Annotated in this window: 26 protein-coding genes and 1 other RNA gene; 11 read left to right on the top strand and 16 right to left on the bottom strand. The window is 58.7% G+C overall.

The genetic code is table 11. The features are described from left to right. Window positions 1-35 precede the first annotated feature (35 nt). The 3 genes from ACFVTJ_RS02710 to ACFVTJ_RS02700 all read right to left on the bottom strand — a co-directional run bounded on the left by ACFVTJ_RS02710 (window position 36) and on the right by ACFVTJ_RS02700 (window position 2,081). A complete protein-coding gene (locus ACFVTJ_RS02710) occupies window positions 36-1,163 on the bottom strand; it encodes an ATP-dependent RecD-like DNA helicase (protein ID WP_386904423.1) in 1,128 nt (375 codons plus the stop codon). A 79-nt stretch (window positions 1,164-1,242) separates the two neighbouring features. Beyond that, entirely contained in the window at window positions 1,243-1,725 is a 483-nt protein-coding gene (locus tag ACFVTJ_RS02705) for an SRPBCC family protein (protein ID WP_173989529.1), read from the bottom strand. Next, a complete protein-coding gene (locus ACFVTJ_RS02700) occupies window positions 1,722-2,081 on the bottom strand; it encodes an ArsR/SmtB family transcription factor (protein ID WP_386904421.1) in 360 nt (119 codons plus the stop codon). The genes ACFVTJ_RS02705 and ACFVTJ_RS02700 overlap by 4 nt, the downstream gene beginning before the upstream one ends. Before the next feature lie 133 nt (window positions 2,082-2,214). Here ACFVTJ_RS02700 and ACFVTJ_RS02695 point away from each other — a divergent pair, with 133 nt between their 5' ends. From ACFVTJ_RS02695 to ACFVTJ_RS02685, 3 genes are read left to right on the top strand one after another with little or no spacing between them, the layout of a single operon-like run. Further along, complete coding sequence (locus ACFVTJ_RS02695) at window positions 2,215-2,595, top strand: hypothetical protein (protein ID WP_386904419.1); 381 nt, start codon at window positions 2,215-2,217, stop codon at window positions 2,593-2,595. Beyond that, on the top strand, window positions 2,579-3,136 hold the full coding sequence (locus ACFVTJ_RS02690) for an RNA polymerase sigma factor (protein WP_386904417.1): 558 nt from the start codon (window positions 2,579-2,581) through the stop codon (window positions 3,134-3,136). Before ACFVTJ_RS02695 ends, ACFVTJ_RS02690 begins: the two co-directional genes overlap by 17 nt. Next, complete coding sequence (locus ACFVTJ_RS02685) at window positions 3,133-3,921, top strand: anti-sigma factor family protein (RefSeq protein WP_386904415.1); 789 nt, start codon at window positions 3,133-3,135, stop codon at window positions 3,919-3,921. The genes ACFVTJ_RS02690 and ACFVTJ_RS02685 overlap by 4 nt, the downstream gene beginning before the upstream one ends. A gap of 6 nt (window positions 3,922-3,927) precedes the next feature. Here ACFVTJ_RS02685 and ACFVTJ_RS02680 read toward each other — a convergent pair whose 3' ends face one another. Continuing rightward, window positions 3,928-4,521, bottom strand: a complete 594-nt coding sequence (locus ACFVTJ_RS02680) for a LysE family translocator (protein WP_386904413.1) — start codon at window positions 4,519-4,521, stop codon at window positions 3,928-3,930. Window positions 4,522-4,685: 164 nt separating this feature from the next. Here ACFVTJ_RS02680 and ACFVTJ_RS02675 point away from each other — a divergent pair, with 164 nt between their 5' ends. Further along, the gene (locus ACFVTJ_RS02675; RefSeq protein ID WP_386904411.1) at window positions 4,686-5,531 is read left to right on the top strand and encodes an aldo/keto reductase; all 846 of its coding nucleotides are present in this window, start codon (window positions 4,686-4,688) and stop codon (window positions 5,529-5,531) included. 137 nt (window positions 5,532-5,668) lie between these two features. On the opposite strand, the gene ACFVTJ_RS02670 is transcribed toward ACFVTJ_RS02675, so the two are convergent. The 4 genes from ACFVTJ_RS02670 to ACFVTJ_RS02655 all read right to left on the bottom strand — a co-directional run bounded on the left by ACFVTJ_RS02670 (window position 5,669) and on the right by ACFVTJ_RS02655 (window position 9,249). Next, the gene (locus ACFVTJ_RS02670) at window positions 5,669-6,199 is read right to left on the bottom strand and encodes an SRPBCC family protein (RefSeq protein ID WP_386904410.1); all 531 of its coding nucleotides are present in this window, start codon (window positions 6,197-6,199) and stop codon (window positions 5,669-5,671) included. Then, window positions 6,192-6,560: an ArsR/SmtB family transcription factor gene (locus ACFVTJ_RS02665; RefSeq protein ID WP_386905257.1), complete on the bottom strand. Its 369-nt coding sequence runs from the start codon at window positions 6,558-6,560 to the stop codon at window positions 6,192-6,194. The genes ACFVTJ_RS02670 and ACFVTJ_RS02665 overlap by 8 nt, the downstream gene beginning before the upstream one ends. Before the next feature lie 303 nt (window positions 6,561-6,863). After that, on the bottom strand, window positions 6,864-7,436 hold the full coding sequence (gene ilvN, locus ACFVTJ_RS02660; protein WP_003513099.1) for an acetolactate synthase small subunit: 573 nt from the start codon (window positions 7,434-7,436) through the stop codon (window positions 6,864-6,866). 19 nt (window positions 7,437-7,455) lie between these two features. After that, window positions 7,456-9,249, bottom strand: coding sequence for an acetolactate synthase 3 large subunit (locus ACFVTJ_RS02655; RefSeq protein WP_386904407.1), 1,794 nt, complete (start codon window positions 9,247-9,249; stop codon window positions 7,456-7,458). Window positions 9,250-9,630: 381 nt separating this feature from the next. Between ACFVTJ_RS02655 and ACFVTJ_RS02650 the strand changes: the two genes are divergently transcribed. Further along, window positions 9,631-11,637 (top strand): ATP-binding protein, encoded by a 2,007-nt coding sequence (locus tag ACFVTJ_RS02650; protein ID WP_386904405.1) that lies wholly within the window; start codon window positions 9,631-9,633, stop codon window positions 11,635-11,637. 6 nt (window positions 11,638-11,643) lie between these two features. Here ACFVTJ_RS02650 and miaA read toward each other — a convergent pair whose 3' ends face one another. Next, window positions 11,644-12,540, bottom strand: coding sequence for a tRNA (adenosine(37)-N6)-dimethylallyltransferase MiaA (gene miaA, locus ACFVTJ_RS02645; RefSeq protein WP_386904403.1), 897 nt, complete (start codon window positions 12,538-12,540; stop codon window positions 11,644-11,646). On the opposite strand from miaA, the gene serB reads away from it, so the two are divergent. Further along, window positions 12,539-13,429, top strand: coding sequence for a phosphoserine phosphatase SerB (gene serB / locus ACFVTJ_RS02640; protein WP_386904401.1), 891 nt, complete (start codon window positions 12,539-12,541; stop codon window positions 13,427-13,429). The two genes, miaA and serB, sit on opposite strands and share 2 nt — an antisense overlap. Continuing rightward, window positions 13,426-13,989 carry a GNAT family N-acetyltransferase gene (locus ACFVTJ_RS02635; RefSeq protein WP_386904399.1) on the top strand — a complete coding sequence of 188 codons (564 nt, stop codon included), beginning with the start codon at window positions 13,426-13,428 and terminating at the stop codon, window positions 13,987-13,989. Before serB ends, ACFVTJ_RS02635 begins: the two co-directional genes overlap by 4 nt. A 25-nt stretch (window positions 13,990-14,014) precedes the next feature. Here ACFVTJ_RS02635 and ACFVTJ_RS02630 read toward each other — a convergent pair whose 3' ends face one another. The 7 genes from ACFVTJ_RS02630 to ACFVTJ_RS02600 all read right to left on the bottom strand — a co-directional run bounded on the left by ACFVTJ_RS02630 (window position 14,015) and on the right by ACFVTJ_RS02600 (window position 20,497). After that, complete coding sequence (locus ACFVTJ_RS02630; RefSeq protein WP_386904397.1) at window positions 14,015-14,764, bottom strand: SDR family oxidoreductase; 750 nt, start codon at window positions 14,762-14,764, stop codon at window positions 14,015-14,017. A gap of 89 nt (window positions 14,765-14,853) precedes the next feature. Then, window positions 14,854-16,398, bottom strand: coding sequence for a Do family serine endopeptidase (locus ACFVTJ_RS02625; protein ID WP_386904395.1), 1,545 nt, complete (start codon window positions 16,396-16,398; stop codon window positions 14,854-14,856). Between the two features lie 193 nt (window positions 16,399-16,591). Next, a complete protein-coding gene (hflC, locus tag ACFVTJ_RS02620) occupies window positions 16,592-17,515 on the bottom strand; it encodes a protease modulator HflC (protein WP_386904393.1) in 924 nt (307 codons plus the stop codon). Between the two features lies 1 nt (window position 17,516). Beyond that, on the bottom strand, window positions 17,517-18,635 hold the full coding sequence (gene hflK, locus ACFVTJ_RS02615) for an FtsH protease activity modulator HflK (RefSeq protein WP_386904391.1): 1,119 nt from the start codon (window positions 18,633-18,635) through the stop codon (window positions 17,517-17,519). Window positions 18,636-18,778: 143 nt separating this feature from the next. Beyond that, entirely contained in the window at window positions 18,779-19,306 is a 528-nt protein-coding gene (locus tag ACFVTJ_RS02610) for a dihydrofolate reductase (RefSeq protein ID WP_386904389.1), read from the bottom strand. Further along, window positions 19,303-20,097 (bottom strand): thymidylate synthase, encoded by a 795-nt coding sequence (locus tag ACFVTJ_RS02605; RefSeq protein WP_386904387.1) that lies wholly within the window; start codon window positions 20,095-20,097, stop codon window positions 19,303-19,305. Before ACFVTJ_RS02605 ends, ACFVTJ_RS02610 begins: the two co-directional genes overlap by 4 nt. 91 nt (window positions 20,098-20,188) lie before the next feature. Continuing rightward, on the bottom strand, window positions 20,189-20,497 hold the full coding sequence (locus ACFVTJ_RS02600; protein WP_386904385.1) for a DUF2853 family protein: 309 nt from the start codon (window positions 20,495-20,497) through the stop codon (window positions 20,189-20,191). A gap of 139 nt (window positions 20,498-20,636) precedes the next feature. On the opposite strand from ACFVTJ_RS02600, the gene ssrA reads away from it, so the two are divergent. The 4 genes from ssrA (at window position 20,637) to ACFVTJ_RS02580 (ending at window position 22,321) form a co-directional block, all read left to right on the top strand. Further along, window positions 20,637-21,009, top strand: a transfer-messenger RNA (tmRNA) gene (gene ssrA / locus ACFVTJ_RS02595). 229 nt (window positions 21,010-21,238) lie between these two features. Beyond that, window positions 21,239-21,745, top strand: a complete 507-nt coding sequence (locus ACFVTJ_RS02590) for an SspB family protein (protein ID WP_386904383.1) — start codon at window positions 21,239-21,241, stop codon at window positions 21,743-21,745. Window positions 21,746-21,804: 59 nt separating this feature from the next. Beyond that, entirely contained in the window at window positions 21,805-22,008 is a 204-nt protein-coding gene (locus tag ACFVTJ_RS02585; protein ID WP_386904382.1) for a DUF4169 family protein, read from the top strand. A 103-nt stretch (window positions 22,009-22,111) separates the two neighbouring features. Then, window positions 22,112-22,321, top strand: a complete 210-nt coding sequence (locus tag ACFVTJ_RS02580) for a ribbon-helix-helix domain-containing protein (RefSeq protein WP_269709400.1) — start codon at window positions 22,112-22,114, stop codon at window positions 22,319-22,321. Window positions 22,322-22,710 lie beyond the last annotated feature (389 nt).

Below are 22,710 nucleotides of genomic sequence, written 5' to 3'. Positions count from 1 at the left end.
AAGTTGCTCCCGTTATTCGCCGGAAATGCTCTATCTCAACGAACGATCGTCAGGGTCTCTGCCGCGCGGGTGATGGCGGTATAAAGCCACCTTTCGCGGGAATCCCGGAAGGCGTAACTTTCGTCAAACAGCACAACATTGTTCCACTGCGAACCCTGCGCCTTGTGCACCGTCAACGCATAGCCGAAATCGAACTCGTCATAACGCTTGCGCGTTGACCACGGAATTTCGGTCTCCACGTCCTCAAAGGCCGCCTTCAGCAATTTGATCTTGGCCGCACCGCGATCCATATCGTCGTCTTCAGGCCGGATCATCAGGTTGATGCCGGGCTTAACCGTCTCACGCGAAGAGCTCATTACCTGCCAGAGCGAACCGTTCAACAGCCCCTTGGCGGGATCGTTCCGGAGGCAGACCAGCTTGTCGCCGGATTGTGGGTAATCGGCGGAAAACCCTTTGAGCTCGCGAAGCCTCTGATTATAGCGGCGGCGGGTCCGATTGGTGCCCACCAGAACCTGATCGGCCTCCAGAACCAGCGACTGCGTCACTTCGGATTTTGAAATCACCTGTGCGGCGCCATAATCGCCGCGCATGATCTCCCGGCCCTCACGCACATCCATGGCAAGATGGATGATGGGATTGTCCTTGGCCTGACGGTGGATTTCCGAGAGCAGATAATCCGGCTCCTGCTCGGTGAAGAAGCCACCGCCCGAAACCGGCGGCAACTGGCCGGGATCGCCAAGCACGAGGATCGGCGTGCCGAAACTCATCAGGTCCTTGCCGAGCTGTTCATCCACCATCGAACATTCGTCGATGATGATCAGCGCCGCCTTGGCGAGCGGGCTCTGGCGGTTGATGGAGAACATCGGCGCAATCGAGGTCTTGCCGGTTTCCTCGTCTTCAACGGTCTCCTCGCCGCGCGGGCGGTAGATCAGCGAATGGATGGTGCGGGCATTGGTTGCCCCGCGTGAACGCAGCACCTGCGCCGCCTTGCCGGTGAAGGCCGCAAACAGCACCTCGCCATCGACATTTTCCGCAAAATGTTTGGCAAGCGTCGTCTTGCCCGTTCCGGCATAACCGAACAGCCGGAAAACCGGTGTGCGGCCTTCTTTCAGCCAGCGGGAAACCGCCTTGAGCGCTTCGTCCTGTTGCGGTGAAAATAACATGCGCCCTCATCGCAGGATTCGAGCCTGATGCGCAACAGAAAAAGAACGAAAGATGAATCGCGGGATGAGAATGACGGCTTCAATGCGCCGCCTGCTTCTCGACAAGTTGCGCCAGCTGCTCGGCAACCGTATTCCAGCCATCGAAGAAACCCATCTCCGCATGCCTGTCGCGGTCGGCAAGGTTGTTGTGCATGGCATAAGCAACATATTCCATGCCATCAGGGTGATCGCGAAACGTCATCACGGCGGTGAGGAACGGCTGGGCGGAGGGGCGAAAACCTGCGGTCAGCGCATCGGTGAAGATGAGACGTTCCTCATGATCCACCGCCAGGAAACAGCCGCTGACATGCTGGCCGAATTCCTTGCCGTCTTCGCTGTAGCGCGTCTCGAAAGCGCCGCCGGGGTGAAGCTCCATTCTGTCCACCCGGCATTGGCCGGGATGCGGCACCCACCATTGTTCGAGGCTGGCCTTGTCGGTCCATGCATTCCAGACCAGCCGGCGTGGCGCCCTTATGATGCGTGAAATCTTCAGGTCGAGATCGGGATTGAAAGTCTCGGTCATTGGTCATTTTCCCTTTTTTTGGACATCCTGTCCTGTTGCGCCATGACGAATTGTTCGAGCCGGTCGGTTCGGCCTTCCCAGATGGCGCGCTGTTGCGAAAGCCAGCCATCGAGCATGGAAAACCTTTGTTTCTCCAGCGCGCAGAAGCGGACCCGCCCCTGCTTGCGCGTCACGATCAGCCCCGCCTCCTCCAGCTGACGGATATGTTTCATGAAGGACGGCAACGCCATATCGAAGGGTTCGGCCAGCATGCCGATGCTCGCCTCCCCGCCGCCCAGCCGCAGGATAACGGCCCTGCGGGTTGGATCGGCAAGAGACTGGAAGATGTCGTCGAGCGCGTCTGAATAGTTTTCCATAAGGCTAACTATCATGGCAAAACACTTAGCTCAATGGATAAGTTTAAAAATATCGCGAAACGGGGAATAAATCGGCGGGCGCCGGTGTCTCTTGATGTGCTGGCGGCTTGAGCCCGCCCGAACCAAGGAGGATATGTCCATGAAGATCCGCTTTATCGTTCCCGCCCTCGTTCTGGCTTTTGCCGGCACGGCCTATGCCGCACCTGCGGTCGAAACGGTCAAGACCGACAAAGGCAATGTGCTTGCCGGCGAAAAAGGCATGACGCTCTACACTTTCAAGAATGACAAGAAGGGCGTATCCAATTGTTACGACAAATGCGCGGTAAACTGGCCGCCGTTTTTCGCGGCCGCCAGTGACAAGGCCGAGGGTGCTTACTCGCTCGTGAAGCGCAAGGACGGTAAGATGCAGTGGGCAAAGGACGGCATGCCGCTTTATTACTGGGTCAAGGATACCAAAAAGGGCGATGCCACCGGCGACGGTATGAACGGTGTATGGGATGCCGCAAAACCCTGATGGCATGACGGGAAGAATGCGGGGGAGCCACTCCCCCGCAGCCGGCAGCTTCGAGACGGAGATGCTGGCGCTGATACCCATGCTGCGCCGTTATTCCCGCAGCCTTTCCCGCTCCGACGCCGATGGCGAGGACCTCTTGCAGGACTGCGTGGAAAAGGCGCTGGCCAACAAAAGGCAATGGCGCGGAACGGGTTTGAAAACATGGGCTTACACGATAATGACGAATCTTTATCGCAACCGTCACCGCGCCGAGAAACGTCACCCGTCGGAAAGCCTCGATGCCCATGAGAGCATCGCTGGCGCGGAAACGCTTTCCGACACGCTGGAGAACGACCGGCTGCATGGCGCGCTTGCGCTTCTCTCGCCGGATATGCGCGCCGTGCTGATGCTGGTGACCGTGGAAGGCTACAGCTATCAGGAGGCGGCAGAGACCCTGGCGATCCCGCTTGGCACCGTCATGTCGAGACTGTCCCGTGCCCGCGAAACCCTTCGCCAGCACCTGGCGGCGGATAATATCATTCCCCTGCGGAGACCAAGATGAAACGGCTAGAGGCCATAACCGAAGACGATCTGCACGCCTATGTCGACGGACTTCTTTCCGACGATGATCGCGCGGCTGTCGAGGCCTGGCTGGCGGAAAGGCCGGAAGAGCAGACCCGTGTGGAGGAATGGAGAAAACAGGCCGACATTCTGCGCAATGCCTTCGCCTCCTATGCCGCCGCACATCCGCATGACGCATCGCTGCTCAGCCCGCAAAAGAAGGCCCGTACATGGCGCGCAAAACCGGTTCTGCTGCAAATAGCGGCCGCCCTTTTGATCTTCGTGGTGGGTGCTGCGGCGGGCAGGCTTCTACCGCCGTCTTTTTCCACACCGCAGGACGTGACGCTGGCATCGCTGACGACTGATATTCCGGCGCAGGCGAAATCCGCCTATCTCATCTATGCAAGCGAGGTGCGCCATCCCGTCGAAGTCGGCGCAGGCGAACAGCAGCATCTTGCGACATGGCTCGGCAAGCGGCTGGGTTACCCCTTCGCCATTCCCGATCTCTCGAAGATCGGATATGACCTTGTCGGCGGGCGTCTTATTCCCGTCAGCGGCAAGCCGGGCGCGATGCTGATGTATCAGGACAAGACCGGCCGCCGGGTGACGGTGCTGATCGGCCACAACGAGGAAAACCGCACCACCAGCTTCCGTATGGCCAGCGCAGACGGCATCGAGACCTTCTACTGGATCGACAATGAACTGGGTTATGCCGTGTCAGCCGAACTGACGCGCGACGAGGTGCAGGCGATTGCCGAGGAATGTTACCGGCAGTTTCCGACGTGACGGTTGTTACTTCAGCATTGGCCAGAGGCTGACGACGAGCAGGACAGCCATGGTGATGTTGAACCATTTGAGCCGTACCGGCACCGACAGCCAGTCTCGCAGCGCGGAACCAAAACCGGCCCAGGTGGAAACGCTGGGAAGATTGACGGCCGCAAAGGCAAGACCGACGATCAGGACCGTCAGGAAATATTGGGCCTCATTGGTGTAGGTCGCCATCGCCGTCACCGCCATTACCCAGGCTTTCGGGTTGACCCATTGAAAGGCGGCGGCGGCAAGGAAGCTCATCGGCTCGGAAGCGGCCGAACCTTCGCTGAGGCTGCGTGACATCGCGATCTTCCACGCAATCCAGACGAGATAGAGCCCACCCGCGAATTTCAGCCCCGTGTACAACGCGGGCACGGAATGCAGCAACGCACCAAGGCCAAATCCCACCCCGATCAACAGCGACAGAAATCCGGCGCCAATGCCCAGCATATGCGGGATGGTTCGGCGGAAACCGAAATTCACACCCGACGCAAACAGCATCATATTGTTGGGGCCGGGCGTGATGGAGGTGGTGAAGGCAAACAGCACCAGCGCGGCGAAGGTTTCTATGGTCATGATCTCTCCTTGAGCCAAAACCCTATCCGCCGCCCTGCCGTCAAACCACCCCGACATGCCGATGGGCGAGGTCAAATTTTTTGATGGATCAATCATTTGCGCCATGGGTTTGAGAAGTCGACACAAAAGACTATTGTCCCACTGGCAACCGCTGGAGCAAAACCATGCATGAGGATATTCCTTCCGTCACCCTGCCCTCTGGAAAAGACGTTCCAGCCCTCGGCATCGGCACCTGGAACATGGGGGAGACGAGATCATCGGCAGACCAGGAAGTTGAAAGCATCCGCAAGGCGATCAATCTCGGCATGACGCTCGTCGACACCGCGGAAATGTATGCGGACGGCCGGTCGGAAGAACTGGTTGGAACGGCAATCGCCGGCCGCCGCGACGAGGTGTTTCTCGTCACCAAGGTCTATCCGTGGAACGCCAGCGCAAAAGGCACTGCGGAAGCCTGCGAGCGCAGCCTCGCAAGGCTCGGCACCGATCACATCGACCTCTACCTGCTGCACTGGCGCGGCGAGCACCCACTTGGCGAAACCGTGGCCGCATTCGAAAGGCTGAAGAGCGACGGCAAGATCGGCGACTGGGGTGTCTCCAATTTCGATACCGACGACATGGAAGAGCTTTTCGCGGTTCCAGGTGGTAAAAATTGCGCCGCCAATCAGGTTCTTTATAACCTCTCCCGTCGCGGACCGGAATTTTCGCTGCTGCCGTGGTGTCAGGAGCGCGGCGTGCCGCTGATGGCCTACTCTCCCATCGAGCAGGGCCGCATCCTGAAGAACCACGAACTCATCCGTATCGCCAAGGCCTATCAGGCAACCCCGGCGCAACTGGCTTTGGCTTTTCTTCTGGAAAGAGACGGCGTCATCGCCATTCCGAAATCCGCCAGCGTCTCCCGCGTCGAGGAAAACCGCGGTGCGACCGATCTTGAAATAACGGATGAAGACTGGGCGGCGCTCGACGCCGCCTTCCCGCCGCCGACACGTAAGACGTCTTTGGAAATGCTCTGACGTAACAGGGCATTACGAGGAATTTCGGAATCAGGTCCGAAGCGGTTGAATCGGAATGTGAGAAACCGGAGACGCGCATGGGCGACCAAAAACGGCGCGGCAAGCCGCGCCGTCTGTAAGATAGCCTGGGGGCTTTGTCACGGTATGCGGGGCTCGTATTCCTCTTTCAACGCCAACCACGTATCCCAGAAAGGTCCCGGTTCCTTTTCCTGAAGACGCGCCGCAAGAATATCGAGGTGCACGTGCCAGCCGGCGCTGACATTGAGCCTGGTCGTCCGCTCCGCCAGGCGGCGATGAACCAGCGTCAGAAGCACTTCCTTGCCCAACGGCTGAAGCTCGATCGACACTTCTGCACCCTCACCCCAGGTGAAGACCAGGCGATGCGGCGGGACAACGGTGATGATGCGCGAAGCCATCCGGTGTTCTTCGGAAAAACCTTCAGGGCGTTGACCTGGCGGATCGGAAAGCTCGTCGTTGCGCCAGACCAGTTCGAAGGGCGCATCCGGCGCTAGGCGCATTTCGCCCGACGCCAACCAGCGTCGGCGAAGCTCACTTTGTGTCAGATAAGCCCAAACCCGCTCGATCGGTCCGGGCAGCAGCCGTTCGATCCTCAGGGTCGTCGGCTCGACGAGACGGCCATAGGTTTCAGGCATTGCAATATCAGCCATTGTCATTTCCTCCATCTGCAGGGGTTTTTCCCTGATCTTCCTCCCTGAGCATCTGCTCAAGAATATCGAGGCGACTGCCCCAGAACTGCCGGTAGAAATCCAGCCATTCATGCGCTTCTTCCAGCCGTTCCGGCGCAAGGCGGCAGAGGTGGATACGCCCCCTCACCTCGCGGCGGATGAGCCCCGCATTTTCCAGCGCCTTGATGTGCTTTGAAGCCGCAGCGAGCGATATGTCGAACGGCTGAGCTAACTGGCTCACCGTTCGCTCACCACGCGAAAGATCGCGCAGCATCTTACGTCGCGTTGCGTCGCCAAGGGCATGAAAGACGGTATCGAGATGTGAAGCGGATAATTCAACCATGTTGTTGAATATAGACTCCCGGCCGAGAAAGTCAACCAAATGGTTGAATATATATCGGCCAAGAGCAGGCCATAAAAAAACCGCGGCAAAAGCCGCGGTCGAAGATGATGGCAAAGCCCAATCCCGAGTAGAGGTCATCCTTGGGCTTGTCCCAAGGATCTAATCACATCCAACAAGACTGAGACGTCGCAGATGCTCGGGACGAGCCCGAGCATGACGAGACAGAGCGTTCAAAATTTACAAGTCCGGCACGCAGCAAAGCACAGTCTGCATCGAGGGAAACCCGCTCCGCGCCCGGAGAAATTACATCCCCTGCGAACCGCGGTTCATCGCCGCAATACCTGTACGGCAGATCTCGATCAGGCCGAGCGGCTTGATGATGGCCACGAACTGGTCGATCTTGGACGACTTGCCGGTGATTTCGAAGATGAAATGCTCAACTGTCGCGTCCACCACCTTGGCCTGAAACGCATCGGCAAGCCGCAGCGTTTCGGCGCGGGCTTCACCCGAACCGGCGACCTTGATAAGCGCCACTTCGCGCTCGATCGGCCGTTCCTGCCCAAGCTCACGGGCGCGAACGGTGAGATCGAGCACCCGGTGCACCGGCACGATGCGCTCCAGCTGCGCCTTGATCTGCTCCAGCACGATCGGCGTGCCGCGCGTGACGATGGTGATGCGCGACAGATGCGCCTCGTGTTCGGTCTCGGAAACCGTCAGGCTTTCGATGTTGTAGCCGCGACCGGAAAACAGGCCGATGACCCGGGCGAGAACGCCCGGCTCGTTGCTGACGAGAACCGACAGCGTGTGGTTTTCGACGGCGGCCGTTTCCTTCTGGATGAAGTAGGCGGAGCCAGTGGGTTGTAGGTGTGCGTTCATGTCCTTTTCCTCTCCCGGCTCAGACTAGCTGACGGCCCTTGGCGTCAATGGCGTTGGCAACAGCTTCATCCGTCGCCTCATCCGGCAACAGCATCTCGTTATGAGCCTTACCAGACGGAATCATCGGGAAGCAATTGGCAAGATTGGCAACGCGGCAATCGAAGATGACAGGCTTGTTGACCGCGATCATCTCGGCGATCTTGTCGTCCAGTTCCTTCGGGTCGTCGCAATACATGCCAACCGCGCCATAGGCTTCCGCGAGCTTGACGAAATCAGGCATCGCTTCGGTATAGGAGTTCGACAGGCGGTTGCCATGCAGCAGCTGCTGCCACTGCCGCACCATGCCCATATATTGGTTATTGAGAATGAAGATCTTCACCGGCAAGCCATACTGGATGGCGCAGGACATTTCCTGAATGCACATCTGGATCGAGGCATCGCCGGCAATGTCGATAACCAGCGCTTCCGGATGCGCAACCTGAACCCCGATGGCCGCCGGCAGGCCATAACCCATCGTGCCGAGGCCGCCCGAGGTCATCCAGTGGTTCGGCTCCTCGAAGCCAAAGAACTGCGCCGCCCACATCTGGTGCTGGCCGACTTCTGTCGTGATATAGGTGTCACGCCCCTTCGATGCCTCATAAAGCCGCTGCAGAGCATATTGCGGCATGATGACATCGTTGGAATTCTTGTAGGCGAAGGAGTTGCGGGCACGCCAGCGCTCGATCTGCGACCACCACTCTGCGGTCTGCGCTTTCTCCGGCTTCTTCGGCAGAGCACGCCACAGGCGAACCATATCTTCGAGGACATGACCGACATCGCCGATAACAGGCACATCGACACGAACCGTCTTGTTGATCGAAGACGGATCGATGTCGATATGGATCTTTTTGGAATTCGGCGAGAACGCGTTGATGCGGCCGGTAATTCGGTCGTCGAAACGCGCGCCGACGCAGACCAGAACATCGCAATCATGCATCGTCATATTGGCTTCGTAGGAACCGTGCATGCCCAGCATGCCGAGCCAGTTCTTGCCGGAAGCCGGATAGGCGCCAAGACCCATCAGCGTCGACGTGATCGGGAAGCCAGTCAGCTCCACCAGTTCGCGCAGCAGGCGGGTGGCTTCCGGACCGGAATTGATGACGCCGCCGCCGGTGTAGAAAACCGGCTTCTTCGCCTTCGACATCAGCTCGATGGCGGCATGGATGGCATTGAGGTCGCCCTGAACCTTCGGCTTGTAGCTCTTCTGCTGAACGGCGGCCGAAGGGGGCGTGTAGGTGCCGGTGGCGAACTGGATGTCCTTCGGAATATCGACAACGACAGGACCCGGACGACCGGTCTGCGCAATGCGAAAAGCCTCATGGATGATGCCCGCCAGTTCATTGACGTCCTTGACCAGCCAGTTGTGCTTGGTGCAGGGCCGCGTGATGCCGACGGTGTCGCATTCCTGGAACGCGTCCGAGCCGATGAGCGTGGTGGGAACCTGGCCGGAAAGGCAGACGAGCGGAATGGAATCCATCAGCGCATCCTGCAGCGGAGTGACCGCGTTCGTCGCACCCGGGCCGGATGTGACGAGCATAACGCCAACCTTGCCGGTGGAGCGCGCATAACCTTCGGCCGCATGGCCAGCGCCCTGCTCGTGGCGCACGAGGATATGCTGGATGTCTTCCTGCTGGAAAATCTCGTCGTAGATCGGAAGAACGGCACCGCCCGGATAACCGAAGATGTGCTCGACGCCATTGTCCTTTAGCGCCTGCAGAACGATCTCCGCACCTGTCATGCGATTGCTGTTTTCCGTATTGTCCTTATCCGTCATTGCCTGTTTCCATCCCGCTTTGGCTTTGGATATCGAGGAGCCCGAGGGCCTGTTTGAAGACATAAAAAAAGGCCCCTAGAGGAGCCTCGTTCAGCGCATGGGTGCTTTCGCCGGATGGTTACACCATCCTGCCCATGCGCCGTCCCACCACGATAAGTACGTTAAGATTTTTCATGGGCCGGAGTGTTAGCCACAAAAGCCCCAGCCGTCAACGCATATTGCTGGAAAAAATCACCGCCGCCTTCTTTTATTACCCGAAAGCGGAGTTTCGCGAAATTTTCGAACGCGGCAGATACACCTGTTGTTAAGCATAATCTTTTATACCGAGATAGCAGATGCCGCCCGAACCACCGCGATCATCCGCATGTACCGGGAAAAAATGTGAATAACGACACGTTTCATAACGCGTCCCGCGCGGGCGAAAACGAACGGCGATCCGGCGAGCAGCCGGCGAACCGCATGCTCGGCCGCGTCATCGCCTGCAACGGTGCGCACGCCACCATTGCGGCCGAAACCGAACTGGGCACCACGGACGTGTCGCAGCTCTGGTCAGTCGGACGCCTGATCTCGATCGAAATGGGGACAAGCCGTGTCGCGGCGCTCGTCTTTGCCATGCGCACCGGTGAAGAATACTGGGCGGCGGATAGGCCGAACAGGCTGCTGATCGACGTTGAGCTGGTGGGCGAGGTCTACCGCACCGAGGACGGCAGCGAACGTTTTTCCTCCGGCATCTCTCGTTACCCCTATCTCGGCGCGGTATCGCACCGCATCCGCACAAGCGACCTTGCGAAGATTTACGACAGCGGCAAGCGCGATGCCTGCGTCATCGGCAAGCTGACGCAGGACGACACGATCAATGCCGCCATCAGCATTCCGCAGATGCTTGCCAAACATTTCGCCGTCGTCGGCTCGACGGGCGTGGGCAAGACCACCGCCGTTTCATTGCTTCTGAACAAGGCGATCGAGACCGATCCGAAGCTGCGTGTCCTCATTCTCGATCCGCACAATGAATTCGCGGCTGCTTTTCCCGATCATTCCGTTGTCATCGATACGGACACGCTGGACCTTCCCTTCTGGCTGATGCGGCTCGAGGAATTTGCCGAGGTGATTTTCCGCGGCCGCAAGCCCGTGCCGCAAGAGATGGATTTCCTCCGTGACCTCATTCCGGAAGCGAAAAAGGCGTTTCGCGGCACAGACGGTTCCGCTGTCCGCCGCACATCCGACAAGAGTGCGATCACGCCGGACACGCCGGTGCCCTACCGCATCGCCGATCTTCTCGCCCTCATCGACGAACGCATTGGCCGGCTGGAAGGCCGCGACGAAAAACCGGCGCTACGCACGTTGAAAGGCCGCATCCTCTCGGCGGTCAACGATACGCGCTATAATTTCATGTTCTCGAGCAATACGATCAACGACAACATTCTCGAGACGGTCGCGCATATCTTCCGCATCCCCGGGGAAGGCAAGCCGATTTCGGTGTTCCAGCTGTCAGGCATCCCCTCCGAGGTGGTAAATTCGGTGGTCTCGGTGCTCTGCCGCATGTCCTTCGAGCTCGCGGTTCTGGCCCGCGGTTCGCTGCATATGCTCATCGTCTGCGAAGAAGCACATCGTTATGTTCCGGCTGATCCCGAGCGCGGCTTTTTCCCCACCCGGCAATCCATCGCCCAGATCGCCAAGGAAGGCCGCAAATACGGCATTTCACTCGGCGTCGTCAGTCAGCGACCAAGCGAACTCGACCAGACCATCCTGTCGCAATGCTCGACCGTTTTCGCCATGCGGCTTTCGAACGAGATCGACCAGAAGATCATCCTGTCCGCCGTACCGAATGCATCGACATCGACCACCAGTTTCCTATCGTCCATCGGCAATGGTGAAGCCATCGCCTTCGGCGAAGCCGTGAGTGTGCCGATGCGCATGCGTTTCGACCGTGTAGCCACGGTCAAGCTGCCGAAAGCGAGCGGAACGATCAGCCATGCGAACCACGAGACCCCGGACACGGTCGACCTGAACAGTATCGTCACCCGCATGCGCGCCACGGCCAAGCCCGTTATCACCGGCTTCCAGCAAAGCGTGGAAGCGGCTTTTTCCGATCAGCCGGAACCGGCGGCATTCCAAGCGACGGACGATGTGGATCGCTGGAAGCGTGAACTGGGGACATCCGCAACGGAAGGATATGAACCCTACCGCCCCGATATGCTGCCCGGACGCGTATCGCCTGCGCCATCCAATACGGCGACCACGGATGCCACCTCCGGCGCCGTCAGCGAATTGCGCAAGGCCGGTTTCCAGATGCAGACACAGAATGGCCCGCCGGAAGCAGAGTCCCGCCCTTCGCTGCGCGAAAGCCTGTTGAAGAAACCGCTCGGCAGCCTTTATCGCAAGGACTAGGCCTTTTCACGGCTGGATGCGCGTCCAGTCGTCCCCCATCTGGTTGCGGAACCAGGTCATCTGCCGCTTGGCATATTGACGGGTCGCAGCCGCCGATCTTTCGATCACCTCCGCCTGGCTCATGCGTCCCGCCAGCATATCGGCTATCTGAGAAACGCCGATCGCTTTCATCGCCGTTGCATCCGGCGCAAGATCAAGGGCGAGAAGCGCCTGCACCTCCTCCACCGCACCGCTGTCCATCATCGCCTCGAAACGGCGGTTGATGCGGTCATGCAGTACTGGCCTCTCCGGCAGGACGACGAATTTCTGCACCCGCTCGGGATCAACAATCATCGGGCCGGTGGCACGCTGGAAATCGCGGATCGACTTTCCCGTCGCCTCAAGAACTTCCAGAGCCCGGACGATACGTTGGCCATCCCCCGATTGGAGTGCGTCCGCCATGGCCGGATCGCGGCGCTTAAGTTCAGCATGAAGGACCGCCGCTCCCTCTTCCACCAATCTCGAGCGCAATCCCTCGCGGATGCCTTCCGGAATGGCGGGCATATCGGAGAGGCCGCCCGTCAACGCCTTGAAATAAAGTCCTGTGCCGCCGACGATGACGGGGAAACGTCCCTGCCCGCGCAAATCCGCAAGCAAGGCGGAAACGTCGCGCAACCATTCACCGGTTGAATAGAGGCTGCTCGCCGCCACATGGCCATAGAGACAATGCGGCACGCCCTCCATTTCATCGTGGGAAGGCCGGGCGGTCAGCACCTGCAGCGTGTCATAAACCTGCATGCTGTCGGCGTTGATGACGACGCCGTTCCGCTGCCGCGCTAAGCGAAGCGCAAGCGCGGACTTGCCGCTTGCCGTCGGGCCGGTTATCAGGATCGCATCAAAATTCTCATCAAGGTTTTTCATCATGGCTCTGGTTGCCACGCTTATCGCCAATCCGTCAAATCCTGTTCTGACACCGGCCCTCGGCGAAGCGGCCGCAAAGGCCGTCAACGCGTCGGGCCTTTATTGGCTGGCCGATGGCATAGCCTGTGATATCGCTCTGCCCTCCGGCACAGCAACTGAGCAGGCGCGCAGCGCAATTGCAGCCACGCTTGCCGGAAAACCGGTTGATATCGTCATCCAGGAACAGGACCAGCGTCGCAAGAAGCTTCTGATCGCCGATATGGATTCGACCATGATCGGCCAGGAATGCATCGACGAACTGGCAGCCGAAGTCGGGCTGAAGGAAAAGGTCTCCGCGATTACCGCCCGCGCCATGAATGGCGAGATCGCTTTTGAACCTGCCCTGCGCGAGCGCGTGGCGCTGCTGAAGGGTCTACCGGTCTCCGTCATCGATGACGTCATCGAGAAGCGCATCACCCTCACACCAGGTGGCAAGGAACTCATCGCCACCATGAAGGCGAAGGGTTATTACACGGCCCTCGTGTCAGGCGGTTTCACCGTCTTCACCAGCCGTGTCGCGGCGATGCTTGGTTTCGATGAGAATCGCGCCAATCTGCTCGGCGAGGCCAATGGCGAGCTTGATGGCACCGTTGCAGAGCCCATTCTCGGCAAACAGGCCAAGGTGGATGCGCTGAACGATATTGCCGCAAAGCTCGGCATTTCGCCTGATGAGGCAATGGCGGTCGGTGATGGCGCCAACGATCTCGGCATGCTGCATGTGGCCGGCGCCGGCGTTGCCCTGCATGCCAAACCCGCCGTCGCCGCCGAAGCGCAGATGCGCGTGGACCACGGCGACCTGACCGCGCTTCTTTACATCCAGGGCTATCGCAAGACGGATTTTGTCATTCCATGATCATTCGCGAAACACAAAGACTCATTCTGCGCGAGTGGAAGGAGAGCGACCGCGACCTTTTTCGCGAGATCAACGCCGACGAAAAGGTCATGGAATTTTTCCCCTTTCGCCGCAGCCACGCGGAAGCGGACGCCGTGCTGGAAACCATCAACGGTATGATCCGCGGCAGCGGTTATGGCTTCTATGCCATGGAGCTGCGCGAGACCGGCGACGTCATGGGGTTCTGCGGCATATCCCCCGTCATGAACCTCGATCCGCCCTTCCCGCTCGGCACCATGGAGATCGGCTGGCGCCTCGCGACCCGCTTCTGGGGGAATGGCTATGTCACCGAAGCCGCACAATCCCTTCTCGTTATGGCCTTCGATGAAAAGGAGACGCCCGAAATCGTCTCCTTCGCCGTGCACGACAACCATCGTTCGACGGCGGTTATGGAACGCATCGGCCTCAGGCGCGATCCTTCCCGCGATTTCGACCATCCGCGCGTACCGGAAGAGACCCACCCGCATCTGCGTCCGCATGTCACCTATGCGCTGACGCTGGAGGAGTGGCGGGCGCGATAAGACGTTTGCCTGCCAACCCGGAACCTCATTTCACCGCGGCATTGCCACCATCGGCAAACAGCGCCGCCCCGGCAACAAAACTTGCCATCGGGCTCGCAAGAAAAAGCGCTGCCTGCGCAATTTCTTCCGGCTCGGCAATGCGTTTCATCGCATGCAGGCCGGCCGCCCATTCCTTCTGCGCCTGATTGCCTGCCATGGGCGTATCAACACCCCCGGGTAGCAGCGCATTGGCCCGAATGCCATTGGCGGCATAGTCAGCGGTAATGCCTTTCACCAGACCCATTAGCCCTGCCTTCGCAGCGCCATAAGCTGACATGCCCGCTATGCCGACGCTGGAGCCGACAAAGCTCGAGGTAAAGACAATCGATCCGCCGCCCCGCCTTAACATCAATGGAATTTGATGGCGCGCGCCAAGGAAGGCGGAGGTCAGGTTGACCTTGAGCACGTATTCCCATTCATCGGGCGAAATCTCCGCCATTGGCTTGGCGGCACCGACCCCACCCGCATTGTTTACGGCGATATCGAGGCCCCCGAAGACGCTGACTGCCGCGTCCGCCAGCCGGGCATGTGTTTCCGCAATACCGGCGTCACCGGAAACCGCGTGCACACGACCACCTGCTCCGCAAATCTCCGCGGCAACTTCATCCAGCGCCTTTTCACCACGCGCATTGATGACAACGGCCGCGCCGTGGCTGGCAAACAGCGTTGCCGTCGCACGGCCGATTCCTGACGACGCGCCGATGATGATGGCAACCTTGTTTTCGAGTAATTTCATATCCTTGGCCTCCATTTGATAGAGACTAAGGGATAGGGATCTGACGACGCCGTAACCACCCGATTCCTGACGGATCGGGCGAAAAGCATTTATTCCAGCGGCAGCGCCACAACGCGCAGATTGCCCTGGGCATCCGCCACCATCATATGCGCATTCTTGCGGCCCTCGGACTTCAGGCCGTTCACACGCACCAGCACATCACCGGGCACTTCCATGAAATCCTGCCCGACCTCGACGATGACGTCACCAGCTTTCATGCCCTTCTGTTCAGCGGGAGAACCGGGAGCGACGCTGGCGACAAGTACGCCTTCCACGCTTTCGGCAATGCCCTTTTCCGCGCGCAGTTCATTGCTCAGCACCACGAGGTTCATACCAAGCACGCTCTGCGGCGCCTCGCGGACTTCCGGCGTCTGGTCCTGCGCCTGATCGTCGCCGCCGTCTTTGTCTTCGGGCACAACCATGCCACCGTCGCCGTCTTCGCTCTGCTGGTCGTCGGTCGAGGCCTTTTCGTCGGTCGTATCCTGCAATTGGCCAAGCTTAACCTTCACGGTCTCTTCCTTGCCGTCGCGATAGACAACAACATCGACTTCCTTGCCAACCGGGCTTTCCGCCACGATGCGCAGGAGATCACGCATTTCATTGATGTCTTTGCCGTCGAATTTCAGGACGACGTCGCCAGCCTGGATCGGGCCGTTCTCCACCGGACCACCCTTGGCAACGCCTGAAATAAGCGCGCCCTTGGCGCTGTCCATACCAAGGCTCGCCGCCACGTCATCGGTGACCGGCTGCACGCGGACGCCGAGCCAGCCGCGACGGGTTTCACCGAACTCGATCAGCTGCTGGACGATATTCTGCGCGAGTTCCGTCGGCACGGCGAAACCGATACCGATCGAACCACCGCTCGGCGAAATGATCGCCGTGTTGATGCCGATCACCTCGCCCTTCATGTTGAAGAGCGGGCCACCGGAGTTACCCTTGTTGATCGCCGCATCCGTCTGGATGAAATTGTCATAGGGACCGGCATTGATGTTACGGCCGCGCGCGGAAATGACGCCCACGGTCAGCGATCCGCCCAGGCCGAAGGGATTACCCACGGCCATCACCCAGTCGCCGATACGCATGCTGCGCGAATCACCGAACTTGACCGCCTTCAACGGCGCCTTCGGCTCCACCTTCAGGACGGAAAGGTCCGTCTTGGTATCGGTGCCAACCAGCGTCGCCTTGAGCTTGGAGCCATTCGGGAAAATCACCTCGATGGCGTCAGCACCCTCGATGACGTGGTTATTGGTCACGACATAACCGGCCGGGTCGATCACGAAACCTGACCCCAGCGAATTGACCTTTTCACCACCTTCCGGCTTCTGGCTGTCGAAGTAGTCCTTGAAGAATTCCTGGAACGGCGAACCTTCCGGCAGCTTTGGCGGAACGGGCCCCTTGCCCTCGGTCTTGACGTTCTGCGACGTGGAAATATTCACCACCGCATCGAGCAGCGGAGCGGCGAGATCAGCCACCGATTCCGGCCCATGGCTCTGCGCTCTTGCTGCAACCGGCGCCGAAAGGCTACCCGCGACAAGCGCGATGCCCGCGAATGCGGCAATGCTGCTGCGAAAAGGCGAAAGAAGGGTCACGGCCATAAGCGTCCTCGCGTTTCAAATCGTCATGCCCTGCATATATCGTCAAAGCATAAGGCGGAATGATGAAGTGTAAAAATACCTTTTCGTGAACGGGCTGCTAACACCATGCCCGCTACCACAGCTTTGGCACGAAAACCGATCAAAAAGAAAGGGCCGGTAAAAACCGGCCCCTTCAAAATCAATCGATCCGTTATCAATTTGCCGGTGCCGGTTGAGGCGCAGCCGGAGCGGCAGGAGCCGCGCCGTTGATGTTGTTGAAATAACGGAAGAAGGTCGAATCCGGGGATAGGACCAGCGTCGTACCGGTGCCGTTCAGCGAGTTGGCATAAGCCGACATCGAGCGATAGAACTCGAAGAAATCAGGATCACGCTGGAAAGCCTCGCCGAACACCTTGTTGCGCTCCGCATCGCCTTCACCCCGAAGCACTTCGGACTGACGGCGGGCATCGGACTCGAACTCGACAACCTGACGGTCGGCAATAGCGCGGCGACGCTGGGCTTCTTCGTTACCCCGGGCGCGGATCAGTTCGGCTTCGGCCAGACGCTCCGACTTCATGCGCTCGAAGGTCTGCTGAGAGACTTCCTGCGTGAGGTCGGTACGGCGGATGCGGACATCCACAATGCTGATGCCAAGCGATTCCGCATCGGGACGCAGATCGTCACGCACTTCCTGCATCATCGATGCGCGTGCATCCGACAGTGCCGATTCGAAGCCGCGCAGACCGTAGACCCGACGCAGCGACGCATCGAGACGGGTGCGCAGGCGCGATTCCGCCGACATCTGGTCACCCGAGACCGTCTGGCGGAAGCGGCGTGCATCCGTGATGCGATAGACCACGAAAGCATCAACCTCGTAGAACTTGCCGCCGGAGACCTGAACGCGGATATTATCATGATCGAAACGCAGTGCGCGGTTCTCGATGTATTGCACGCGATCAGCGTCCATGAAGGCGAAAGGCAGCTTGAAATAGAGGCCCGGCGCCGTTTTGACATCCTGAATCTGACCGAAGCGGACAACGATGGCCTGCTGGCGTTCGTTGACCACAAAGATCGACGAATAGCCGAGGAAAAGCAGGACGGCGAGACCGACGAGAACGGCCGTAAGACGGTTACTCATATCAGTTGCCTCCCTGCTGTGCTGCGCCCGGATTGTTGCGCATGATCTCGTTCAGAGGCAGATAGGGCACGACGCCCTGTTTCTCGTCGATGATGATCTTGTTGGAACCCTTCAGAACCTGCTCCATCGTTTCCAGGAACATGCGCTGACGGGTCACATCAGGCGCCGTGCGATACTGGTCATAGATGGAAATGAAGCGCTGCGCCTCACCCTGTGCCTCGTTGACGACGCGCGACTTGTAGGCGTTCGCTTCTTCGAGGATCTGCGCGGCCTGACCGCGGGCGGCACCGAGCTTCTGGTTGGCGTACTGGTTGGCTTCCTGAACGAAGCGATCCTCGTCCTGTTCTGCACGCTGCACTTCGTCGAACGCATCAGCCACTTCGCGCGGCGGAGCCGCATCTTCGATGGCCACGGCATTGATGGAGATGCCGGCGCCATAACCGTCCATGGTGGACTGGATGATGCTGCGCACATCCGCCGCAATCGCCTGACGGTTATCGCGGAAGATATCCTGAGCCGGACGACGGCCGACGACTTCGCGCATGGCGCTTTCGGAAACCTGCTGCAGCGTTTCCGCCGGTGTGTCGACGTTGAAGAGATAGGACTTCGGATCGGAGACCGTATAGAGCACCGAGAACTGGACGTTGACGATGTTCTGGTCGCCCGTCAGCATCACGCCGCTCGATGAAGAGGACGAGGCGCGCGAGCCGATATTCTGCTGCTGCTCGGTAACCTTGACGATTTCCACCGTCTCGATCGGCCAGAGATGGAAATGCAGGCCCGGCATCGAGATTTCATCCTTCGGACGGCCGAAGCGCAGCTCCACGCCGCGCTCATCAGGCTGAACGGTGTAGATGGACTGGATGCCGAGGAAAACCAGAAGGATGAGAACCACGATGGCGACCACGCCGCCATTAAAGCCGCCGGGCAGCACATTCTTGAAACGGTCCTGGCTGCGCCGGATGATCTCTTCCAGATCGGGCGGGCCGCCATTGCCGCCGCCACCGCCGCGAGGCCGGTTCGGCCCCTGTCCCCATGGGCCGCCACCGCCGCCCTGGTTGTTTCCTCCACCGCCGCCGCCCCAAGGGCCGCCGCCGCCATTCTGATTGCTCCAGGGCATCAATACCTCTTTATAAAAGCCTCTCCCGGTTCCGTTCGTAAGCGATTGCTCGCGTGCGGCGGGAATATCGACCCGTTATAGGAAGGAGAAGCGTCCGTTTCAACGCAGAGGTGGTAACTAAATACCCGATCCGGGTAAATAGTTCACTTTGCCGCGGCTCTTCGCACATAAGTGGTAAACAGAACCGGATAATTGTCCTTTTCCCCTGCGGGCACGGCCTTTTCTTCGATTTTTTCGAAAACGGCAGGATCGATTTCCGGGAAAAAAGTGTCGCCATCGAGTTTTACCGCCACATGGGTGACGGAAAGTTGATCGGCAAAGGGCATCGCCTGGCGGTAAATCTCGCCGCCGCCGGCGACGAAAACCTCGTCCACGCCCAGTTCCGCCGCCTTCCTCTTTGCAAGCCTCACGGCCTCGTCCAGCGACGAGACGACATCGACACCTTCCGGCCGGTAATCGGCGTTGCGGCTGACGATGATATGCGGCCGTCCCGGCAATGGACGTTCGCCGACAGACAAAAATGTCTTGCGCCCCATGATCAACGGCTTGCCCATCGTCAGCGCCTTGAAGCGCTTCAGATCGGTCGACAGTTTCCATGGCATGTCGAGATCGCGGCCGATGACACCGTTCTCCGAGACGGCAACGATAATGGTGACGCACGGCTCACTCATACCGCGATCGGCGCCTTGATGCTTGAATCAGCTTCGTAGTTCTCAAGCGTAAAGTCCTCGAACTTAAAGCCGAAAAGGTCCTTTACATCAGGGTTGAGGCGCATCGTCGGCAAGGCCTTCGGCGTACGCGTCATTTGCAGCCGTGCCTGTTCGAAATGATTGGCGTAGATATGCGCATCACCCAGCGTGTGAACGAAATCACCCGGCTTCAGACCCACGACCTGCGCCACCATCAGCGTCAAAAGCGCATAGGAGGCGATGTTGAAGGGCACGCCGAGGAAAATATCCGCTGAACGCTGGTAAAGCTGGCAGGAGAGCTTACCATCAGAAACATAGAACTGGAACAGGCAATGGCAGGGCGGCAGCGCCATCTCGTCAACCAGCGCCGGGTTCCAGGCCGAAACGATGTGGCGGCGGGAATTGGGATTGGTTTTCAGAGCCTCGATCAGAAGCGCGATCTGATCGATATGGCGACCGTCAGGCGCCGGCCAGGAGCGCCATTGCGCGCCATAGACCGGACCGAGATCGCCATTTTCATCTGCCCATTCATCCCAGATGGAAACACCGTTTTCCTTGAGATAGGCGATATTGGTATCGCCCTTCAGGAACCACAGCAGCTCATGAATGATGGAGCGCAGATGCAGTTTCTTGGTGGTGAGGACCGGAAACCCTTCGGAAAGGTCAAAACGCATCTGGTAACCGAACACCGAGCGCGTGCCGGTGCCGGTGCGGTCTCCACGGTCGGAGCCGGTTTCCATCACATGCCGAAGAAGATCGAGATATTGTTTCATGCGTTCTGCCGCCGATTCCCTGATATCAGGGGAATATAATAGCACAGGGCGGCAGAACCAATCACCGAATGCGGGTTTATCCCCGCTCAAATCAAAGCGACTGAAGCTTGCCCAGTTCCTTGGCCACCAGATAATAGAAGGTCACGCGCGACTTGGAGCGATCCGCAGCCATGATTTTTGCCACGGCAGCCACTGCCTTGTCGGCGCTGTCATCGGTGACACCGAGCTTCTTGCCGCACCAGCTCGTCTTCACGCGCGCGAGCTCTTCCGGGTCGGAAGCGGACACCAGCGAGGAATCCCGGTTGCGCAGGGCAATGCCGAGATGCTTGACGATCTTGCCGACAATGGCTTCGTCGGCCGCTGCGTCGTATTTCTTCACATCTGCGAGATAGTCGGTCATATCAGCTCCTTCGTGTGTCCCCGGCCCGGTTGCTTCAAGTGACCGGTTGTATGGAGAATGAGACAGCAATCCCTCGTCGTCAAGAATTGTCTAAATTGTGCGCGGCAAATGCGAAATCTTTTCACGGAATTGTCATCGGCCTCTTTTCTCGGCCAGGGGAAACGCCTATATGGACCTTGCCGGGGCAACCCGGCTATGGCGATAAACGGTCGGTGTAATAAACCTATTGGACCCGGGGGCGGTACCCGGCGCCTCCACCAAAAACCGGCGGGCTCCTCAGGACGAGGGCGGCTTTTGATGGGGGCGAAATAGGATCGACAAGGGCGTAAAGATCGAACTTTTGCTCGGCATGATACCGCCGTTATCGGGTCACAAGTGTAGTTGCAAATGACAACAACGCTAAGGAATATGCTCTCGCTGCCTAATGGCGGTGCGGGAATTCCGCTCTAAAGCCCTTACGGTTAGCCCCGTAAGGCGGGGTTCGGAGGTACCTGGCAACAGAAACCTCCACCTTCTCCATTTTGTCTGAATTGAATATATGATAGCTGACATGCAAACGGTGTCGGCTTTTCCGTTGCTGCCGTTCGGGACATTGCGTATACTTGGGTAACGCGCGAGCGTCAGGATCGGAAATGATCTCGGCGCAAGGATTGCGCGAAGATTCAAAGTGTTAAAGCGTCCTTGGCGCGCAGGCCGCGCCGCATATGAAAAGACGTTCGAATAAGGGAAAGACAGGACCGCATGGGGCAGGATCATATCCGTTACGACATTCTCGCACAGGATGCCCTTCGCGGCGTTATTCGCAAGGTTTTGGGTGAAGTGGCCGCAACCGGCCGTCTGCCCGGCGACCACCATTTCTTCATCACCTTCCTGACCGGCGCGCCGGGCGTGCGGATTTCCCAGCACCTGAAATCCAAATATGCCGAGCAGATGACCATTGTCATTCAGCATCAGTTCTGGGATCTGAAGGTTACGGAAATCGGCTTCGAAATCGGCCTCTCCTTCTCCGATACGCCGGAAAAGCTTGTTATACCCTACAATGCCATCAGGGGTTTCTACGACCCGTCGGTCAATTTCGAACTTGAATTCGATGTGCCTCTGGCGGAAGAAGAAGAAATGGAAGATGCGGAAATCACCGCTTACCCCGTTTCCCACGAGGCCAAGCCCGCTTCCGAAACGCCAAAATCCGGCGAGGAAAAGAAGGAAGGTTCCGTCGTTTCGCTGGATGCTTTCCGCAAGAAGCAGTAACGGCTCCTGCCCCAATCCCTGTGAACTTAGCCTCGTGAAACTCAAGGAGACATATCCCCATGGCGGCCGATATCGTCAATCTGCGTCAGTTTCGCAAGCAGAAGGCCCGTAGCGAAAAAGAAAAGCAGGCGGAGCAGAACCGCCTCTCTTACGGTCGCACCAAGACGGAAAAGAACCTTACCTCGGCCCTGAACGAAAAAGCCGAAAAAGCGCTCGATCAGGGGCGGCTCGAAAAAGGCGATGACGGCGCCGGAAAAGACTGACGGACCGCAACGGATTTCGGGATTCGAAAAAGAATCGCAAAACAGGGACTTGCCGGCGAGACATGATCGAGATTTCCAACCGGACCCGCCGGAGACCGATCTGATGATCCGCAAACACTCCGCAACCTTGCACGGCCACCGCACCAGCATCTCGCTTGAGGATGCTTTCTGGGACGAACTGAAAATCATCGCAGAAAGACGCAAGATCAGTTTTGCCGCCCTGCTCGCCGAAATAGACGACAACCGCCCGGCTGATAGCAACCTGTCCTCGTCGCTGCGGGTTTACGTGCTGAACTGGCTGAAGACCCGCTGATCCAGACCGGCACGACGGGCCATCCGCCGTCGAGCGCAGATTGCAATGCCGCCTACCTGAAGCCGACTACAAAAATTCCCGCCGAAAACTCATAACGCCGCGAAAGCATTCATTAAACATTGGCGGCCTAGTCTGCGTTGCAAGGCATTTCCGTATTGCGTAGCCTTGCCTCCAAATATTTGCTTCAGACTGTCGGCTCCGCGCCTCTACCACAAGGCGCAGATGGCTTCAGCCGTCTCCGGAAACGAGGATTGCAATCAATCCTTAGGCAGAGCCGCCGCTATCAGATTTAAATTTTGATTGAAGCCTGAAGCCGGCTGAGAAGGGTAAATATCCCCTCTGCGTCCTCGGCCCTGTGCCGAGGATCTAGTCACGTCGAGTAAATCAAG

Source organism: Agrobacterium sp. NPDC058088 (assembly GCF_042885035.1).
Classification (GTDB): domain Bacteria; phylum Pseudomonadota; class Alphaproteobacteria; order Rhizobiales; family Rhizobiaceae; genus Agrobacterium.
Note: the sequence above shows the minus strand (reverse complement) of the source record. Positions and strands in the feature narration are given on the sequence as shown.

Coding starts and splice junctions, on each gene's coding strand:
- ACFVTJ_RS02705 (WP_173989529.1), bottom strand. CDS start 1,725: ATGACCGAGACTTTCAATCCCGATCTCGACCTGAAGATTTCACGCATC.
- hflC (WP_386904393.1), bottom strand. CDS start 17,515: ATGAGTAACCGTCTTACGGCCGTTCTCGTCGGTCTCGCCGTCCTGCTT.
- ACFVTJ_RS02635 (WP_386904399.1), top strand. CDS start 13,426: ATGATCATTCGCGAAACACAAAGACTCATTCTGCGCGAGTGGAAGGAG.
- ACFVTJ_RS02580 (WP_269709400.1), top strand. CDS start 22,112: ATGATCCGCAAACACTCCGCAACCTTGCACGGCCACCGCACCAGCATC.
- ACFVTJ_RS02700 (WP_386904421.1), bottom strand. CDS start 2,081: ATGGAAAACTATTCAGACGCGCTCGACGACATCTTCCAGTCTCTTGCC.
- ACFVTJ_RS02685 (WP_386904415.1), top strand. CDS start 3,133: ATGAAACGGCTAGAGGCCATAACCGAAGACGATCTGCACGCCTATGTC.
- ACFVTJ_RS02630 (WP_386904397.1), bottom strand. CDS start 14,764: ATGAAATTACTCGAAAACAAGGTTGCCATCATCATCGGCGCGTCGTCA.
- ACFVTJ_RS02625 (WP_386904395.1), bottom strand. CDS start 16,398: ATGGCCGTGACCCTTCTTTCGCCTTTTCGCAGCAGCATTGCCGCATTC.
- ACFVTJ_RS02665 (WP_386905257.1), bottom strand. CDS start 6,560: ATGGTTGAATTATCCGCTTCACATCTCGATACCGTCTTTCATGCCCTT.
- ACFVTJ_RS02675 (WP_386904411.1), top strand. CDS start 4,686: ATGCATGAGGATATTCCTTCCGTCACCCTGCCCTCTGGAAAAGACGTT.
- ACFVTJ_RS02710 (WP_386904423.1), bottom strand. CDS start 1,163: ATGTTATTTTCACCGCAACAGGACGAAGCGCTCAAGGCGGTTTCCCGC.
- ACFVTJ_RS02655 (WP_386904407.1), bottom strand. CDS start 9,249: ATGACGGATAAGGACAATACGGAAAACAGCAATCGCATGACAGGTGCG.
- ACFVTJ_RS02610 (WP_386904389.1), bottom strand. CDS start 19,306: ATGAGTGAGCCGTGCGTCACCATTATCGTTGCCGTCTCGGAGAACGGT.
- ACFVTJ_RS02670 (WP_386904410.1), bottom strand. CDS start 6,199: ATGGCTGATATTGCAATGCCTGAAACCTATGGCCGTCTCGTCGAGCCG.
- ACFVTJ_RS02600 (WP_386904385.1), bottom strand. CDS start 20,497: ATGACCGACTATCTCGCAGATGTGAAGAAATACGACGCAGCGGCCGAC.
- serB (WP_386904401.1), top strand. CDS start 12,539: ATGGCTCTGGTTGCCACGCTTATCGCCAATCCGTCAAATCCTGTTCTG.
- ilvN (WP_003513099.1), bottom strand. CDS start 7,436: ATGAACGCACACCTACAACCCACTGGCTCCGCCTACTTCATCCAGAAG.
- ACFVTJ_RS02590 (WP_386904383.1), top strand. CDS start 21,239: ATGGGGCAGGATCATATCCGTTACGACATTCTCGCACAGGATGCCCTT.
- hflK (WP_386904391.1), bottom strand. CDS start 18,635: ATGCCCTGGAGCAATCAGAATGGCGGCGGCGGCCCTTGGGGCGGCGGC.
- ACFVTJ_RS02690 (WP_386904417.1), top strand. CDS start 2,579: ATGCCGCAAAACCCTGATGGCATGACGGGAAGAATGCGGGGGAGCCAC.
- ACFVTJ_RS02585 (WP_386904382.1), top strand. CDS start 21,805: ATGGCGGCCGATATCGTCAATCTGCGTCAGTTTCGCAAGCAGAAGGCC.
- miaA (WP_386904403.1), bottom strand. CDS start 12,540: ATGATGAAAAACCTTGATGAGAATTTTGATGCGATCCTGATAACCGGC.
- ACFVTJ_RS02695 (WP_386904419.1), top strand. CDS start 2,215: ATGTCCATGAAGATCCGCTTTATCGTTCCCGCCCTCGTTCTGGCTTTT.
- ACFVTJ_RS02680 (WP_386904413.1), bottom strand. CDS start 4,521: ATGACCATAGAAACCTTCGCCGCGCTGGTGCTGTTTGCCTTCACCACC.
- ACFVTJ_RS02605 (WP_386904387.1), bottom strand. CDS start 20,097: ATGAAACAATATCTCGATCTTCTTCGGCATGTGATGGAAACCGGCTCC.